This is a genomic window from Parashewanella curva (assembly GCF_003675895.1).
Taxonomy (GTDB): domain Bacteria; phylum Pseudomonadota; class Gammaproteobacteria; order Enterobacterales; family Shewanellaceae; genus Parashewanella; species Parashewanella curva.
The window spans coordinates 1-17,484 of sequence record NZ_ML014827.1; the positions used below are offsets into that span (position 1 = coordinate 1).

The following is a 17,484-nucleotide window of genomic DNA, read 5'->3' on the forward strand; positions in this document are numbered from 1 at the left end:
AGGTGATAAGTACAAAGCGCTACATAAAGATCACCAGTTAACGTTGTTCTGAGATAAATACCCCGCTTCGCGAAGCGAAGTCGAGCCGAAGGTGAGACAGCTTGCTGCGGGGTAGTTTAATGCTAAATAATTTCATTGGCTTTGTTTAAGAGCAGTCTGCAAAGTCTCGACACATGCTCCTTCCATTTGAACCCATTCAAGAAGCACTCTTGTGAGCTTTGGCGCAAGGCGACTTCCTTCATCATCAATGGCTTGTAGTTTGTAATTGCGGATTCGAAGAAAGGTACCAATTTGTTTCCATTGACAAGCCTCAGGCTTGAGCAACTTAACAAGGTTTGCAAAATGAAAGTAGGTAGGTTTGATTTGATTGCCTAAATCCATCGTTTCATTAACTGAAGTCGGAGGGCAAATTTTTTTGTAGATTAAAATGTCTTCCTGATCACCTTCAAACTTCAGCAAACATTGTTGTCACTCCTGCCTTCTCAGGTATGACGATAACTTAGAGTTAATATTTGAGTCAGTTATCAAACTGGCTAATATTTGGCTGAACTTGATAGGTGAACAGAAATGTCTTTGATTGTTAGGTAGTAGGAGAGTCAATTCAAATTAATAATAATTTAACCTGTCTCAGCAGAAGCAAACTTCTACAGTACAGCTACGATTAATGTTCAGCAAAGAATATGAAACAAGTTTAATCGATGCTCTCTTCAAAATAGCAACAGTTTTTATTAGGATCTGCATTCAATCTACGCAATTTAATACTAAATGCTGCCCATTAATCAGTTTCAAGTTACGCCAGTAATAACTCCAATAACGTCAATAGAGAAAGTTGGCTACGCTCCATTCCTGTGTACGGTCAATCAACATCAATATGGAGTAAGTCCAAGGCAGTCACCTTTACCGCACGTGTTTTTTATCAACTCTCAGCGCACCCTTCTAAATGGTTTAACTCTTATACCGTCAAGGCAAGAGGTGCTTGCACAAAGTGAAGGCGCTGCTTATAAGGTTCAGACCACCGCAAGTAGCATAGGGCTTGACAGTCGAGTGCTGACCTTGCAAGCCTCAGGTGTTGATTGCCCTTCTTATCTCCCAGCAGCTACAGAGGCAAATTTAAGTGCTCAAGGTAACAGCGCTAGGCAAATTTCAAACTTCAAAACCGTAAAGTCTCAACCGCACAAGCCACGCACACGGCTGTCATTTTCCACCAGAATGAATTATTTCAGACTGCTTCAAAAAGGTGAAATTACACCGGAATTCTTAACGGCTCAAGGTCTAAGTGCTGGGCAAATTGCAAGGTTGAAATATGAGGAACCTAAACCATATAAACGGCCTAATCGGTTGTCATTTTCCACCAGAAGTACTTTTCACCAGCAACTTCAAAGCGGTGATATTACAGAGGCAGAGTTAACCGATCACGGTCTCAGTGATTGGCAAATTTTAAAGCTTAAAACAGAAGCGCCTAATCCACCGAAGCCACCTAAGGCGCACAAGCGACACAATTTGTTGCCATATAGGGTCAGAAAGCAATATTATGAACAACTCATGAAAGGTGAAATTACAGATGCAGAATTAAGGAGTAGAGGGTTCAGTGACAGGCAAATTGCGAGCCTTAAAGCTAAAGAGCCTCAACCACATAAGCCACATAAGCCACATAAGCCACATAAGCCACATAACCGGCTATCGCTTGATGCTAAAGAGCAATATCATAAGCAACTAATACAAGGTGAAATTTCAGAGGCCGAGTTGATAGCCAAGGGGATATCAGCTGGGCAAATCAAAAAAATTAAATCACTTAGTCTTGAAATCGAAGAAATGGTTCCTTCGAAAAGTCACGATATAGTTGATACTCAAAGCTCTTAACTCAATGCTTCCTGCTAATCAACATTCTCTTGTCAGTAAAAAGCTCGATTTTTTGATTTATAGATGAACGCTGAAAAGCAGTGAATAATCTTCGTGGCGTTAAGTCCTATGCAGTGCTGGTCTCTGACAAACTTTTGGTTCAATAACCATACAGCTCTGGGTGATAAATTAGCTATAACACTAACGATTGGGATTGGCTATGACCACAGAGCTAACGGCATCTTGGCACTATCAAGGCTGCTATGAATCCACCCCTGATTCGCGTCGGCAAGATGCTGAAGCGGTGAAGCTCTTGCTCGATGCCGAGCAACCGCAGCCTTATTCTCAATCCATAAAAAACACCACTACCTCACTTTGGAAGGTTGGAACAGGGGTTGGAGTCGGGCTTTTCTTTGGTGGGCCTACAGGGGCGGCGTTAGGTGGCGCCACTGCTTGTGGTATTCACTTAACGGGACGAGCGGTTGAATGGGGTGTCGGTAAGGTCACTACGGCACAAAACGCAAAAATAGTAGCGGCAGGGGCTGAATTTATGGCTTCAGGCTACGCCAGTTGGTGCGCGGCAAAAACCGCATTAAAGGCGGGTTCATCCATGTTAGGAGGCTATGTGGCATCCAAGCTGGTGAATGAAAGCTTGTCTGATGAAACACCAGTCCCTGTTAGGCAATTTGCCAACTTTGCAGGAGGTATTGCTGGCAGTATGCTCGGAGGAATGGCTGGCGGTCATATTGAAACCGTGTTTGCCCTTGATGGCACTGGCGCATTACCTACAAACCCACACTCAAGTTTAAACTCTGAGGCTAAAGCCCACTTTGCAGGTGCGGGACGAACCTTAAAAGGCGTAAATGAACCACAGTCATTTAACACCACCCTCAATGCCAGTGAATCTTCCCTATTACAACACGCTACCCAACCTAATTCGCAAAACGCAACCTTAAATACCTCTGAATTCGACTCGCTAGCCGATAAATTGGAAAGCAGGTTATATCGCCCGCCCGTCAAAGTTGATGAACCGCGTGACCCTTTACCTAAGACTGATACTCAGCCAGCGACGGCAAATAAAGTAAAAGGGATTGATAGCTTTGGTGGCGGTACTTTTTCAGCTGACAGTAAGCAGTACATAACAAGAAGAAGCTTGAAATCTGTCAACCCAACTGATAGCACTAACCAAAGCTGTGTACCTTGTACGAATATGGATGCTTCAGTCACCAGAGTTTGGCATGCTAGCTCCTTTTCCACAAAACAGTCTTGCTTTTTCAGTATTCAAATTGGTAGCGCTCTAGGTAATAGGCATTTATTTACAAGTAAGATTTATACTAAAGTAAAAGACGCAAATTGTAATTTAGAGATAAGAATTGAAATAGCTGATCGTTTGGCTGGAAATCTTGTAGGATCAGTTTTGTTTTCAGGATATTATAACGCTCCGGCGCACAAATTAGATTCTGCTTTGTGCTGTGGTGGTGGAGTGGGAGTTAGGTATAGTAATTCATGCCCTAACACTATTCCGAGTAGCGAATTTAGCTCTGCTCCTCAGAATGGTTCTCAATCAATCCCTCCCAATTGTCGCCCCCTTGATGACGTTGCCTATAACTGCACAGCACAAAATCAATATCAATTTCAGCAAACAAGCACTGCGCCCATTCCCATTGATTCATTACCAAGGAGAAACCAAGGTGCGCTAAATCAAGCGTTAATTGCTAGCAGCAATCCCCCTGCCGTAATCGGCGATAACAGCTTTAAACGTGTACGAGCAAATACTCTTATTAATAAAATCAAAGAACTCTATCCTAACGTTCATTGTCAAGGGGAGTTGGAGGGGGAAGTCAATACTAATTTTTTAACAGCTGAAGATTATCAAACAGCTTTTAACGCCTCTCAATCGGCACCAGAATCTGAGTCGTACGTATGCCAGCCTGAAGAGGCACTTATTTTAAGTAATCAAACACCACAGCCTTTTGATATTTCAGATCTGCCTACCGGTAGACTGCCCTATAATCGCGCTTTAAAATCGGAGCAAAGCACTCTGGTGCTGCAAGATAATGGTGAAAAAAGAGTCTATTGGCAAAGCTTTATTGCGCAGTTACGCATTCTCACGCCAACACCTGACTGTGTCGGTGAACTCCAAGGGGAATACAATAGCGAGTCTCTAACTTATGATGCATACAAAGCAGCGTTTGAAGCCGCAGCATCGGCACCTGATTTATGCAGTAATCAATCAGTTTTATCAATTACACAGCCAACCTTGGGCTCAACGCTCCCAATTTATGACTTAGCCAACACATTCTCAATTAACCCTAATGTACTTTTAACGGTAAATGGAAGTCTACCCATAGGCTACCAAGGTTTAGCCAGTTGGCAGAGTATAACAGAGCAGTTGTCACCGGCGGCGTCTTTAGTTGAACAAGGCTGTGTGTACAATCTTTCTTTATGGAAAAATTTGGATTTAGCAACATTGCAACAAGCACACAGTGTGGCAAATAAGTTACCCGGCTTCGCTGCTGATGACTGTAAGGGAGGGATTTACAATTTACCTTTTTCTGAAGCTGCGGTAAATGCATCCCAATTGGCGAATGAGTTTGCCGTTCATGCACCAAATTGGGCAGATGTGGGGCTGCATATTAATGGAAACCAATTAGTCAGCTATTTGGGTGGTATATACCCATGGTCTGAATTACTATCATATAGCTCTCAAAGCCAGTACCAATGCCTGCAAACAGAGCAGCCCCAACCCAGTTTTAAAGGCATAACTCATTATCGACTTACAGTTCCATTTACCAGTTTATGTGATCTTGAAAATGAATATATTGCTATTGATGCACCGCAACAGCCGTTATTGCTCGATGAATTACCAATTGGAGGTTATTATACTCGATACTCCCCAGTTAGCCCTGATGTATTGATTTCAAAGGGCAGCAAAGTTGTGCGTAGCAGCGATTTTATTTCTAATGCACAGTTTCGATTCGGAACCTGTTTTGGTGGTAACCCTGGTTCATTTAATCTTAGAGTTTCTCAACCAGAAAGCCTCAAACTTGCTTTTGATGACACACCTATCGCACCACAATCATGTTTAACTACAGCCATACCCGACAAATGGGGGGATGTTGTCGATTACTCTGACTTGTTAAAAAGCTTTAACACCAGTACGCCAGTTTATTTAAATGGCAGTGACTTAGTGTATCGCTCACCCAATCATACACAGTGGTCGCAACTTACCGCGCAATGGAAACCTAAATTTAGGGAAAACGGTTGTGTTACCAACAATCTCACATGGCGTGAAATTGCTCAGCAAGATTTAGATGCGGCAATAACAAGCGCGCCTAAAGTAGAAGTTTCGCCCGATAATTGCAATTCAGGAGTCACGCCACATACACCTACTTTTAATCTTTCCGAAAGCGTCAACGTGACCGAATTGGTCGAGCGTTTTGAAACTGACTTTCCTGAATTTGGTACCATAGGTTTACGGCTTAATTCCAATCTTGAATTGGAATACAACGGCTCAACCATTACCTTTGAAGATATTGAGCCTTGCTTACCGCAATCTAAAAAGTGCTCACTTCAGGCTGTAGGTGCTAAATCTACGTATTATGACTATAAAGGGTTAACAGAAGAGGATTTTGATGAAGCGATTGAGTCATTTTTGGATGGCTTAGTGAATGAATGTATCGCTAAAAATGAAATAGAGCGAACTCGTACTCTAACCCTTGAGTCTAGTCAGGCTAAAAGTGTATCTATAACAACTCAACCAAGCTCAATTGTAGAAGTTAAACCGGGTAACGGCAATAGTGCTGGTTTAATCGCAGGTTTGGTGGTTTCGGGAGTGTTGACTCTCGTTGGGGCAACAGGGTTAGGGGTGGTGTTATGTCTGATTAAACGCCAAATTTTGGACAAACGGGAAAACATGGATGTTGAAGCAGTTCAAGGAGCACTATTGTCTTCTCAAAAGCCCAAAAAGCCTATCCCGCAAGCCATTTCCATGAATGAATTACAATCTGCGAGTAATGTTCCGCCATCGCCATCGCCATCGCTTTCGGCGAGCCCTTCCACCAAACCAGTGCCTAACCCTCAATCTGTTATGCCTTCTGCTCAAGCTGCAACTCATTCGGGGGAGTCAGCACAAGAGGCCAAGCCTTTACCCAGTGCCGTACCTTTCCCTGCCGCTGAGGTAGCCTTAAAAACTGAAGTGGCGTTCACTGTGAAAGGGTTAACCAACGAATATGTGAGTAAGCTGCTTTCAGCGTGCGCAAACGGTAAGCTAAATCAGCTTAAAAGGCTCATTCTGTCTGCGCCTTCTGGGTTCAATGTTCAGTTATTATTAGAACACAAGCCATCTGACGATATGGTGAGCTTATTACACATTGCTTGTGCGGCAGGGAAAAGCGAAGTAGTTGCGTATTTAATTGGTCTAAATGCCAATGTGAATAGCGTTTCACGCAATGGCGTTACGCCGCTTTATCTTGCGGTATGGCAAAGAAAGACGGACGTTGTACAGCAGCTTCTAAAAGCGAACGCCGACATTAATATAAAGTCCAATGGCAAAACGCCTTCAGCGTTAGCGATGGAGCTAAATGATGATGACATGATTGCGCTCTTAAACAATCGTTAGCGATAAATACCACAAAGAAAATGCTTTGGCAGAGAAATGTCTTGTACTCAGAATAAGCAACCTAAACGACATTATTGAGATGAGATAAAGATGATTGATAACCAATCTAACATTGAAATATCGTCTTCCCAAACGTTGCGCCCAGCTTCGACTCATATGAGAGCAGAACCTGCAACTGAGTGGGTAAGTTCAGTAAGCCAATATTGTTTAAAATCATCCGTTCAAGCCTCTGAGGAGCAGAGTAACCTCAGATTAAAGCTTAAAGCATTTTTTTGTTGTTGCACTACAGCAAAAGATGAGATTGGGGTTAATGCGGACTCCATTGGATGCAATGAAAGCACCATAGAAAAGATCCCAAAACTCAGCGTTCATACAATCATAACGCCGTTTTCTTACGACTAGCTTATTTTTTATCGCAAGAAAACAGACAAGAGCCTCAGCCGCGTCTTTAGGTTTGGTTGTCAGAATTGCTAACAAAGTGAAAGCCTTTCACTATCACTTCTTGCGAATTTCCATCTTCTGTCATTTTAATCTTCAGCTCATTAAAGGATGAGTGCCTTTCTAAAGTTGTTAGCAATACATCAGCCGGTATCGAGTTTGTAACTAACCGCAATTGAGTTAAGTGCTGTAGGAGGAGAGCATTACTTCCTTCAGAGGTGGGCATAATGGTTATAGCACTGTTTATAGAACTCTGTGATGGCTTTACTGTATAAGCCATGTCATCACTGGGTGCGAAAGGGGAAGGGCTAAAAACGTTAGCGACAGGAGAATCGGTAGAGCTTGTAATTGTGGGGAGGGAATCATCATCAAATTGCTTTATTGCTTCCGTATTCACATTTTCTTCAACGATTTCAGAATCGCTCTCATTTGAGCTTTCAGGCTCTGAAATATCCTCTGTTATTGTTAAAGCCGGATTTGTTTGCCTTTGCTCTTGATGAGTACTACCTTGTGGTTTAAAAAAGTCACTATCAATTATCTTATAGGCTCTAGGATTTAAATTCTCGTCGTCAGTGTCAGAGTCGCTTTCTGAATCATTATAACCGCTCACATTTAGGTTTTCTGGAGCTTTTGTTGTTAAAGCTAAATTTGTCTGCCTTTGTACTTGATGAGTATTTTCTTGTGGTTTAAAAAATTGAGCTATTCTTCCTGAGTTATGGGAGACCACACAGTAGACTATCCCCACACCCACCCCCAACCAAACGCCAGGGTTATTCCCTAAACCAAAAGTCGCACCAACTAGAATTGAACCTGAGACGAGGGTATCAACGGACGGTAAGTGTTCTGAAACCTTATCTGTTATCGTTTCTAATGTTCCCAACCCATATGTCGGTAATACTCTATAGCCCATGCCATTATGTATAGTCATCAACACTTCTCCAGCGTTTCTGCAAAAAATAGAATAACCCTTTGTAACTCCATGAAAATATTGATTCAACTCTTGTGAATAAAGTTTAACTTTCACATTAAGTTTGTGTGGCTATGCGTTAATGCCTTTAATTCTATGCTCTCAAGCCTTCTAGTCAGCTTCTTATATATGTGGCCTCATACATCCCGAGTACAAATCAATACTTTGTTCAAATAAAAGAAAGGATTAACTGATTAGTATGTAACAATATCAAACGACAATTGGGTAATTCATGGCCTGTTCATTCTCACAATTATCATTCAAACGTTTTTCGTCATTGAGAAAAAGCATCATTTATGTTTTTTACATTTGGCATAAGATTCACTCATGATTCATTCAGTATCACATCATGATGTTTTGCAGCCAGCCGCATTAGATAACATTGCTCTGGACACTGCTGTATTTAACGGCCGCCAATATTTGATTAATCAACTCGATCAATTTGATGCATTTATTTTATTTATTCGTAGACATACTATTGAATTACCTTGCTCAGCAACTGCCTGTATGAAAGCCGCACCCTCTGAACGGCAAACTGACTCTAAGGTGTTAGTCATGCAAGAGTTTGGTGCAATCATAGAGCGATATAGGACTTTAGCACTTGAGTTGTATAGCTCTGATAAAGAGGGTAAGCAAGATTATTTGCCTCGACTTGCGAAGCTTGACAATTTCATCCGCTCTATGTACCAAAGTGGTAAACTCACAGATAGTCAGGTTGCCGACTTTACTTCGATGCTTTTGCATCAAGTTACAGAGTGCCCAAAGTGGGAAAAGCATCATCAGAAATTATTTTTTGCCGCTTTTCCCATGGAGGTAGACTGTGAGGCAGAATGGCAATGCCTATCAGGCATCCAGTTACGATTATTAAAGTCGGCAAAACAAAAGGTTGACCCTTTCTCCCAAACGTTTACTCAATGGCAAGAAGAAAGCACAATCGCTTTGTTAAATGAGGTGGGTTATGAAACGGGTATCCACATAATGACCATGGCGAAATGGTTGATCACTGGCATAAAGGAAGATTCCGATGTGCATTTTAAATACCCTTTAATTCATTTGTACTCCCATCATATCTATGACCTGTTAGTAACATCAATGCCGAAGTTTTTGACGATGCTCAATACTGGGGTTAGCCAATATCTGCTAAATACAGAACAAATGCTAAGGGTTAAAAATGAGTGCGAAGGAGTGGAGGATATTGGTGATGAAGATTTAGAAAAACTCACAGGATTGCAAGAGCGGTTTCATGAAGCTGCTTGGACAGTGTATTTTAAAGTTTGGTTAATGTTCAAAAAATCGGCAGTTGCCCCCAATAATGAAAAACTAAAGCGACATGTTATTGACAATGTTACTCAAGAGCTTTCATTCTTTTTTCACAATACCAATATTTGCCAAGGACAAGTTCCGCCTCTTTCACGTTACACAACTGATATTGTATATTGGTGCGAGCGATTACAAGCTAATGACTTTTCAGCCTATGCAGCATTATTGGTTGTATGCTTAAAAACCCCAGATACTCGTCCATTTCTTCTTTTTAACCTCATTATGAAATTTAAGGAATCTAGTGGTGAGGCATTATTACAGTTTTTGACAAAACAGAAAGATCGTTCAATTTTTCTAAGCTGTTGGTATGATCAAATTCATGAGAATGTAATAGCACTGCAGACGTTGTTAGATACACATGAAACCATTCTTAAGCCAACTGTTTCTGCTGTTAATCGGAGCTGGACTGTTCTAAATACCTATCTACAAGAAAAAATTCTTAGGCAATTTATATCAGAAGGCGCTTCGTTAAGCGTTTTTAAAGCGATTGCGTCACATGGAATAAAAAATGTAGACCTAACCGATTTAAATTGGAAAGCTTGGTTAAATTCGCCTGAAATTGTTACGATCCTCGATCTATTAAAAGAGCATATAGATTTGAATGAGGAGTTGACGACCTACCTTCCTAATGTAGGGGGTAACTATCAATTGATTCATATCGCTATCGCTTTTCATAATGATGCATTATTGTCGTTTTTGTTACAACAACCAGACGTTGAGTTAACCCCAAAAAATCGACAATTAATGTCCCCCCTTTATTTTGCTTGTTGGATAGGCAGAAACAATGAAGTAAAAAAGCTACTTGAATATCAGTCTAATCACTTAAAGATTGATATTGGCTTAAGGCAAAGTGATGCAAAGACGAACCTAACACCTTTTCAAAAGTCTTGCCAATTATCGAATACAAGTTTGATAAAGATTTTTGTAGATTTTTGTTTAAGACAATCAAGCTTTATAGACGTACTTTTTGAACCAGATATAAAAACAAAAACCACCCCGTTTCAGCATGCTTGCGCACTAGGAAAGTTAGGAATTGTCAAAATCTATTTGGACTTGTGTCGAGAGCGGCCGAGTCTTATAAGGCCTATATTTAGTATTCATCCCATAACAAAGTTAACGCCTGTCCATGCCGCTTGTAAATTTGAAAGGCTTGGTGTGTTAAAATTGCTTTTTGACGTGCTCATTGAACAACCAAAATTAGAACGAGAATTGTTAGCCGTCGAACAAGAAGGGTTTTCGACACCGATTCACTATGTTTGTGAATTAGGTAAAGTAAATTTAATGGAATTTTTTTTAGAATTTTGCAAAAACGTTGAAGCTACCACACCTTGCTTGAAAAAGGCGCTGTTTAAACAATTCATTTTGCCTCATGCTATCACCCAATCTACTCCTTTTATGGCAGCGTGCATACATGGTCATAAGCAAATCGTTCAAGTTATGCTCAAGTTTCAAACTGAAAACCCTGAGTTCGAACTTGCTACTGAGCAAAGGCATACTGGCTCTGGCAGCAGGCCAATACATGCTGCCTTCCTTCATAGGCAGTACGATGTAGTTAAAGCCCTACTTTTATGGGGAGGGATTGATGCTACAAATGCATCTAAAGAAGAATTAAAGAAAATGGTTCTATAAAGCAAAGTTGACTTGATGGAACTGGTTGAATTTAGATGCGTTAAATCCGGATTTAACCAGAATTAAATTACAACAATTCAATATGACTGAAAATGTAAAAGGATTGGTTATCACACTTCTGAACGTAGCCTATCTCATAAATGCACAAAATCGAACTGCTCGATATCAGTTAGAAATTGCACCATGCTATTTAGGGCGTGTTGATCTTTCGTGATTATTTTTGCAGCGATAAATTGGTTATCTTATGCAAGGCAGAGTTTGTGCGGTGTGGTTAGTCCACATAAACAAACGATAACGCAGCAGAAGTGACCAATTTACGCTGTCTTTGATGCTTTTGTAATCATTCACCAGCGAAGTATTGACTAATCGCTGGTGAGGTTGAACACGTCTGGGTAAGGTTTTCTTTCTGTTACTGCTGTAACAATCTCCGATATGACATCAAGTGCCGATAGACCACGCTTTTTACATGTCTCAATCACTGACAATACTCTAGGTTGGCATCGGCCAGAGTATCTCTCTGATGGTGTATCAGCGCCTTTTTCCAGTAAGCTTTTAAAGCTCTGTTTCAGACGTTGCATTCTTCTTAACCACTGAACTTCCGTTAGTAGATTTTGCTCATATCGATGCTGAGAGTTCGAAATACAGTTTGAAGGATTAGCACCAACTTCTTCCCTATGCGAGAAGTCAGCCCACCATCTGAGTAATCCGCCATTTGTTGAAGGTTACGTAATACATGAGCAAGGCACAGCTGGTGCTTTTCTGGGTTAATGAAGTTATAGGCCGCATATTGGTCAGTGATAACAATGTTGTCCTTACATTCACCAAGCATAAATTTTAGCGTTGTCTTTATTTCTGAAGTATCGAACTGTCTGAAATACAGCATCTTGTGATGAAATCAACCAACACCAACGAGTTCCTTGTTCACCATTACGAAAGTGGGAAGTTTCATCACTATGAACATACAAAGCTTTGTGGATATGCTCTTTCAAGCTTTGATGCGTTGGAGTGAGCATAGAACTGACTTTTCCTTGTGCTTCTGAAATCGCTCCCGTTGAAAAAGTCACTCCGTATTGATCAAGTAGCAGCTGTCGAGTTTGAGAAACACTTAAGTGGTACTTTGCTGCCAACACTGCGATATGACTCATTAAACGAGCACCGATTTGGCCTTTGGGGGCAGTTTCAGGTAACTCCCCTTTGTAGGTGGCATTACAATATTCACAGTGTCCATGAAAGATTTGATACTCAATAATTTCCAAAGGCACTTTGGGTAAATCGAAGACTTGATGACGGCGACTACATTGCTCATTTACATTGATGTGATGGTGACAAGCCGAGCAGCAAGCTTGAGGCTTGCACTCAATGATTTTGTCAGTATCAGACAATTCAGCTAACGGTCTTTTGTGCCCCGTGTGGCCTGGCTGAGCCCACCTTATTTCGGCTACGAGGCATTTGAGCTTTTTTCGCTCCGCCTTAGCTTCAGGTGTATCTGAAGAGGGTGACTTTGATGAGTTTCGAGAAGATTGCTTCAGCTTATCTTCATACTCCCTAAGCTTTTGCCAGAGCTCTTGTATGAGTAAATTAGCTTCTATCAAATTTGAAGGCTGGGGCGCATCTTTCTCATATAGCTTTTTCTTTTTCATGTGAACATAAAAACACCATAAAAAGATCGAGCAAGTAACAATGTTAGATCAAGTGATTTGTTTCACAGAAATCAATAGGGGCTTGGTGAATGGTTACAGGGAAAAGATAGTAAGGCTAATAGGAGGTCACACGTTGACATTCTATAAAATCAAAAAAGTGACCTAGGGGTCTGATCAATGTCTGTTATAACCGAGTCGATGCTTAGGTCAACCGACCGGGTTATCATTTATAGATTCAACACCGCTTGTTGTTTGCAATAATCTTAGAATTCAAAGCCATAAAGTATTTAAAGGAATAGCTGAGCGAGGTAAATCATCGACAGGGTGGAAGTACGGCTTTAAATTGCATCTAGTCATCAACCACTTAGGTGAATTTTTGTCTTTTTGTGTAACGAAAGGAAATATTGATGACCGCAAGCCTGTAGCAGATCTGGTTGGTGAATTAGTTGGTTGGATTTATGGAGATAAAGGCTACCTTTCTGAAAAGCTACGCGCTTGGTTAGCTGAAAATGATATCCATCTTGTGACAAAAGTTAGAAAAAATATGAAAGCTAAGGCGTTAAAAGCATTCGATAAAATAATGCTGCGCAAGAGAGCAGTTATTGAGAGCGTTATTGACCAACTAAAAAACGTTTCACAAATTGAGCATACTCGACACCGTTCTCCATTTGACTTTGCAGTTAACTTACTAGCAGGACTGATTGCTTACACTAAACAGCCATTGAAGCCACATATTGATAGAGAATCTAATAGGTGATCTTCCAATGGCTATCTAAATTTCGTCGAACTCACGTTAACATAATCCTTTTGCACTGTATGGTTAGCGAACAAATAGCGACAAAGGTCTTTAATCCTAACAACATCAGTTGGCTGCGTGATTTAGCGATATCTGTTCACTTTGAATTATCAGGTGGACAAGTTCATCATGTAAGTGTTGGTAAATCGCTCATTACCTCATAGCCCGAGTCTGAGGTCGTCGTTACGTATAAAGGCTTTGATAGTCAGCTGTTAAGGGAACGTATAAAAAAGTTGAAAGCTCAGCATGTTACCTCAAGGAAAGGAATAGCAAGTGATGATATCGACTGGTGCCTTTATCGCTATCGACATTGGGTTAAAAATGCATTCCTGAGAATAAAGATGTATCGAGCAGTAGCTATTCGATACGATAAATTGGCTAGGAATTATCACAGCATGGTGGCTTTGGCCATTACTATGATGTGGTTACCAATGTGAGTTGGTTGAGTAATGAACCGCAAAGTTCAACTCGCTTTAATTAAAACAATTGTTCCTGAGTCGCTTTTTCTCTCTATACAATTTAGTCCGTATTTCTCTTTAAGGTGACTCACCATTCCTTCTTTTAATATGCCATACCCGTGGTAACCCGTTACAATAGAAGTGATTATATGGCCTTTATTCTCTGTCAGATAAGAGAATAATAACTTGGCAAAATCCAAAGATACTCCTCGAATGTGAGCCCCTGATTCAAAAGTGGTGCGGAAGATTTTATTTCTATGCAAATTTAAAGTGTTACCTTGCAATCCCATGCTAGGAAGGAATAACCCCTGCCGAATGCCAGTTTCAATCATACTTGGGAATTTGTCTTCTTCAAGTATTGTTAGTTGACTATACAACATAGGTGATAGGGGGAAATCATATTTTTTCAACATCTTGGGTAAATCATTTTTTGCACTATCAAAATTTCCTGTTTTAGCGCAAACATCAATAAAAGCACTGCAAATGTCATCACTGGGTTCAATTCCCCATTGTTGCATCAAACTTCCAGTCTCTAAAAACAATTTCTCAGCTTCAGGAAAACGTCCAAATTGACCACATATTACGAGAAGGTTTATGAAAGTAGCAGTATCTGGTGTGAGCTTTGAACCGGGTTGTAAGTACGCGTTGCCTCCATTCACTAACGACCAGGCACTCTCAAAATCTCCAATTTTCTCGCAAACACTCATAAAGGCGCAGCAATTTGCAAGATTGGGATCAATCCCCCATTGCTTGATAAGACTAGGGGCGTTTTGATTGCTTAAAAATAACTCCTTTGCTTTTGAAAAACGGTTTGTTTCTTTACAGAGCGTAAGAAGGTTTGTACAGGTGATGTTATTTGCGGCTAGCGCTGTATCTGGTTTCAATATAGGGGGGCTTCCGCATACTAGGGACCAAGCCTCATCAAAATTTCCTGTTTGTGAGCAGACATAAATATAAGCATTATAAATCGCAGTTCTAGGCTCTACTCCCCAGCTGTTCATTAAACTAGGCTCCTCTCCATTCCCAAAGAGTAATTCTTTAGCTTCAGCAAAATGTTTAGTTTTGGCACAAAGGGTAAGAAGATTAAGACAGGCTACAGCATCAGGAGCGATAATACTATCAGGCTTAACAACAGCTCTATCCCCAAGAACTAACGACCAAGCGCTTTCAAAGTCACCTGCTTGTGTGCACATTTCAATGTAGGCACAGAAGAGCTTAATGTTAGGCTTTACACCCCACAGGCTCAATAAGCCAAGATCACCCTCTTTTGTTGGAAACAGTTTTTTTGCCTCATCGAAATGCTTTGTTGCAACGCAAAGAGCCAGAAGGTTTATACAAGTGGTTGCATTGGGTGCAAGGGGGGAGCCGGGTTTCATGATCGCCTTGTCGCCATAGACCAGTGACCAAGCAGGTTTAAAATTTCCTGTCTGAGTACAAACATCTATAAATGCACTGTAAATTACAACATCAGCCTCAATCCTCCACGAATTCATCATACTGCCAGCTCCTAAGACCAATGCGCTTGCTTCAGTGAAACGCTGTGTCTCAGAGCAAAGTTTAAGAAGATTTACACAGGTGATTACATCTGGTGCCAGATTAGTGCCATATTTCAAAATAGCTTTGGCTCCATTCACTAAAGACCAAGCGTCTTCAAAATTCCCACTTTGAGCACAAACACCAATAAAGGCATTGCAAATTGCAGTATTGCGGCTGACGTTCCATTTTGTCATGAGGCTTTCTTTTATAAAAAACAGTTCGTTAGCTTCAGTAAAATGCCTTGTATTTCCGCAAAGTTTGAGGAGATTTGTACAGGTAAGTGCATTTGGGGCAAGCTTTGTGCTGGGCTTCATTATCGCTTTGTTTCCGTCCACCAAAGACCAAGCATCTTCAAAATTCCCTGTTTGAGCGCAAACACCAATAAAAGCATTACAAATCGCAGTATTAGGCTCAAGATGCCATTGCTTCATCAAACTAACGTCATCTTCAGTGCCTAGAAATAATAACTTTGCAGCCTCGAAATTCTGTGTTTTATCACATAGTGTAAGAAGGTTAATACAGGTAACTGCATCGGGTGTCAAAGTGGGATCTTTTTTCATTACGGCTTCATCGCCATCCACCAAAGACCAGGCTAGTTCAAAGTTTTTTGTTTGTGCGCAGACACCAATAAAAGTGCTGTAAATTTTTATATTAGGCTTAACCCCCCAAACACTCATTAAACTTGGGGTCTTTTTTTCTCTTTGCATATCCCCTAGCACCAAAGCCTTTGCTTCATAAAAGTGCCCCGTTGTGCTACAAAGTTTAAGAAGTGCTAAACATGTGATTGTATCCGGAGTCACACCACTCTTAGGTTTTATCAGAACTTCATGTCCAGAAAACAGAGACCAAGCGAGTTCAAAGTTCTCTGTTTGGGCACAAACGGCAATAAAGGCATTACAAATTGAAATGTTGAGTTTTACCCCCCACTGCCTAATCAAGCTGTCATTGAATTCATTGCCAAACAGCAATTTATTTGCATCTAAAATGTTGGCATTTAATCTTGCTAATTGAAGCAGCAATGTGCAAGTTCTTGCTTCGAAATTTGAACGTAAATTTGTGATTGCAGTAAAAATGCCATTAAAATCACATGGATCCAGATCTTCAAACTCTAATGCTTTATGCAATAATTTATTAATAAGTCTAACATCCCAATGAGTATTAGGGGTAAATTGGGTTATCTCTTGAATGATGTTTACAAGTGATGAAAGTTTGTTGCACGAACTTACTAAACTGTTTAAAAGGTAACCTGCGCGGTCTATTGTTATCTGTCGTTGACTCAACTGTTCAAGAATTGATTTAGCTTTCCTAAAGGGGGGAAGTGCGGTTTGCACTTTCGTATTATAAAGCGAGAATTGAGCCTTTTGTAATGGGCGATCAGAGCCTTGATGTCTTTTAAAAAAACGAACAAGGTTATCCTTCTCATTTCTACTTAAATTTTTATATGCAGTGGCCAGTTGTGTATGGCGATCGAATGTTGAATACTGGTAATTTAAATATCGTGAGGCTTGGCTTGGATTTTGATTAAGTGTATTAAAAACGAAATGATAATTTTGACTAAATCCACTGTGATCTTGTGAGTTAGAAACTGCCATGCTTTTTAGTGTGAATAGCTTACAATTGCAAATTAGATTTATGCTAGCTATTCTTTGAATTTAAAACAAAAATCTCTTATAAAAACTTCACTTCTGTTCAGTTATTATTGCTTTTTGTACAGCTATTATACTCTCGTACCGTAATAGATACTTAAATCTAAACATTTATCAAGTTGATACTCACTAACAAGAACTTTGAATTGGATAGTTGTTTTAAGAAAACGGATTTTATCTATACTTTAGATGGCAAGTTAATCGTAACTGATTGGAGTAAATTGGTTCCTCTTGCTGTGTTTGGTGCAAGAAAAATAGACAAAAGATGAGCTGTTTAAATAACCTTATTGCTGTTCTACCTTGTACTGCTCCGAGTAATTCTGATGTCGAGCATTTAGGGGGGATTTTTACTAAAAGGTGAACATGATCCTCTTGAACATTAAGCTCTACTACTTGGCAATCTAACCTACCACAATATATCTGAATACAGTTGAACACATCATGTGCTTTAGGTTCATGTTTTCATCTATACCCGTGATCATTCAAGATGCGACTTTTTCAAACAAAGACTTGAAATTTTCTGTAATGAGATCATCATACAGCCATGATTGAAATATCCTTAAGCCAAGAAGAAAAGCACTTATTGGAATCACG

Annotated in this window: 8 protein-coding genes and 3 pseudogenes; 5 read left to right on the forward strand and 6 right to left on the reverse strand. The window is 40.3% G+C overall.

Annotated features, from left to right (window positions below; translation table 11 throughout):
• Positions 1-132 precede the first annotated feature (132 nt).
• A complete protein-coding gene (locus tag D5018_RS17790; RefSeq protein WP_121840340.1) occupies positions 133-459 on the reverse strand; it encodes a hypothetical protein in 327 nt (108 codons plus the stop codon).
• A 306-nt stretch (positions 460-765) separates the two neighbouring features.
• Here D5018_RS17790 and D5018_RS17795 point away from each other — a divergent pair, with 306 nt between their 5' ends.
• The 3 genes from D5018_RS17795 to D5018_RS17805 all read left to right on the forward strand — a co-directional run bounded on the left by D5018_RS17795 (position 766) and on the right by D5018_RS17805 (position 6,862).
• Positions 766-1,860, forward strand: a complete 1,095-nt coding sequence (locus D5018_RS17795; protein ID WP_121840341.1) for a hypothetical protein — start codon at positions 766-768, stop codon at positions 1,858-1,860.
• Between the two features lie 199 nt (positions 1,861-2,059).
• The gene (locus D5018_RS17800; RefSeq protein WP_121840342.1) at positions 2,060-6,460 is read left to right on the forward strand and encodes an ankyrin repeat domain-containing protein; all 4,401 of its coding nucleotides are present in this window, start codon (positions 2,060-2,062) and stop codon (positions 6,458-6,460) included.
• Positions 6,461-6,550: 90 nt separating this feature from the next.
• The gene (locus tag D5018_RS17805; protein ID WP_121840343.1) at positions 6,551-6,862 is read left to right on the forward strand and encodes a hypothetical protein; all 312 of its coding nucleotides are present in this window, start codon (positions 6,551-6,553) and stop codon (positions 6,860-6,862) included.
• A gap of 46 nt (positions 6,863-6,908) precedes the next feature.
• Here D5018_RS17805 and D5018_RS17810 read toward each other — a convergent pair whose 3' ends face one another.
• On the reverse strand, positions 6,909-7,826 hold the full coding sequence (locus D5018_RS17810) for a hypothetical protein (RefSeq protein ID WP_133309331.1): 918 nt from the start codon (positions 7,824-7,826) through the stop codon (positions 6,909-6,911).
• 366 nt (positions 7,827-8,192) lie between these two features.
• Between D5018_RS17810 and D5018_RS17815 the strand changes: the two genes are divergently transcribed.
• The gene (locus D5018_RS17815) at positions 8,193-10,814 is read left to right on the forward strand and encodes an ankyrin repeat domain-containing protein (protein ID WP_121840345.1); all 2,622 of its coding nucleotides are present in this window, start codon (positions 8,193-8,195) and stop codon (positions 10,812-10,814) included.
• 362 nt (positions 10,815-11,176) lie between these two features.
• Here the strand turns inward: D5018_RS17815 and D5018_RS22445 are convergent, their stop codons facing one another.
• Both D5018_RS22445 and tnpC read right to left on the reverse strand, forming a co-directional pair.
• Positions 11,177-11,392 (reverse strand): hypothetical protein, encoded by a 216-nt coding sequence (locus tag D5018_RS22445; RefSeq protein ID WP_243637466.1) that lies wholly within the window; start codon positions 11,390-11,392, stop codon positions 11,177-11,179.
• 23 nt (positions 11,393-11,415) lie between these two features.
• Positions 11,416-12,454 (reverse strand): annotated as a pseudogene (gene tnpC / locus D5018_RS17825) (IS66 family transposase).
• Between the two features lie 217 nt (positions 12,455-12,671).
• Between tnpC and D5018_RS17830 the strand changes: the two are divergent.
• Positions 12,672-13,211 (forward strand): annotated as a pseudogene (locus D5018_RS17830) (IS982 family transposase); the annotation flags it as partial.
• Positions 13,212-13,713: 502 nt separating this feature from the next.
• Here D5018_RS17830 and D5018_RS17840 read toward each other — a convergent pair.
• Together D5018_RS17840 and D5018_RS22180 are read right to left on the reverse strand one after the other, a co-directional pair.
• A complete protein-coding gene (locus tag D5018_RS17840; protein ID WP_121840349.1) occupies positions 13,714-16,836 on the reverse strand; it encodes a pentatricopeptide repeat-containing protein in 3,123 nt (1,040 codons plus the stop codon).
• A gap of 324 nt (positions 16,837-17,160) precedes the next feature.
• Positions 17,161-17,328: pseudogene (locus tag D5018_RS22180) on the reverse strand (transposase); the annotation flags it as partial.
• Between the last annotated feature and the right edge of the window lie 156 nt (positions 17,329-17,484).

What these genes read in the sequence shown, in the direction of transcription:
- D5018_RS17800 (WP_121840342.1), top strand. Translation starts at nt 2,060, where the DNA reads ATGACCACAGAGCTAACGGCATCTTGGCACTATCAAGGCTGCTATGAA.
- D5018_RS17795 (WP_121840341.1), top strand. Translation starts at nt 766, where the DNA reads ATGCTGCCCATTAATCAGTTTCAAGTTACGCCAGTAATAACTCCAATA.
- D5018_RS17810 (WP_133309331.1), bottom strand. Translation starts at nt 7,826, where the DNA reads ATGACTATACATAATGGCATGGGCTATAGAGTATTACCGACATATGGG.
- D5018_RS17815 (WP_121840345.1), top strand. Translation starts at nt 8,193, where the DNA reads ATGATTCATTCAGTATCACATCATGATGTTTTGCAGCCAGCCGCATTA.
- D5018_RS17805 (WP_121840343.1), top strand. Translation starts at nt 6,551, where the DNA reads ATGATTGATAACCAATCTAACATTGAAATATCGTCTTCCCAAACGTTG.
- D5018_RS22445 (WP_243637466.1), bottom strand. Translation starts at nt 11,392, where the DNA reads ATGCAACGTCTGAAACAGAGCTTTAAAAGCTTACTGGAAAAAGGCGCT.
- D5018_RS17840 (WP_121840349.1), bottom strand. Translation starts at nt 16,836, where the DNA reads ATGGCAGTTTCTAACTCACAAGATCACAGTGGATTTAGTCAAAATTAT.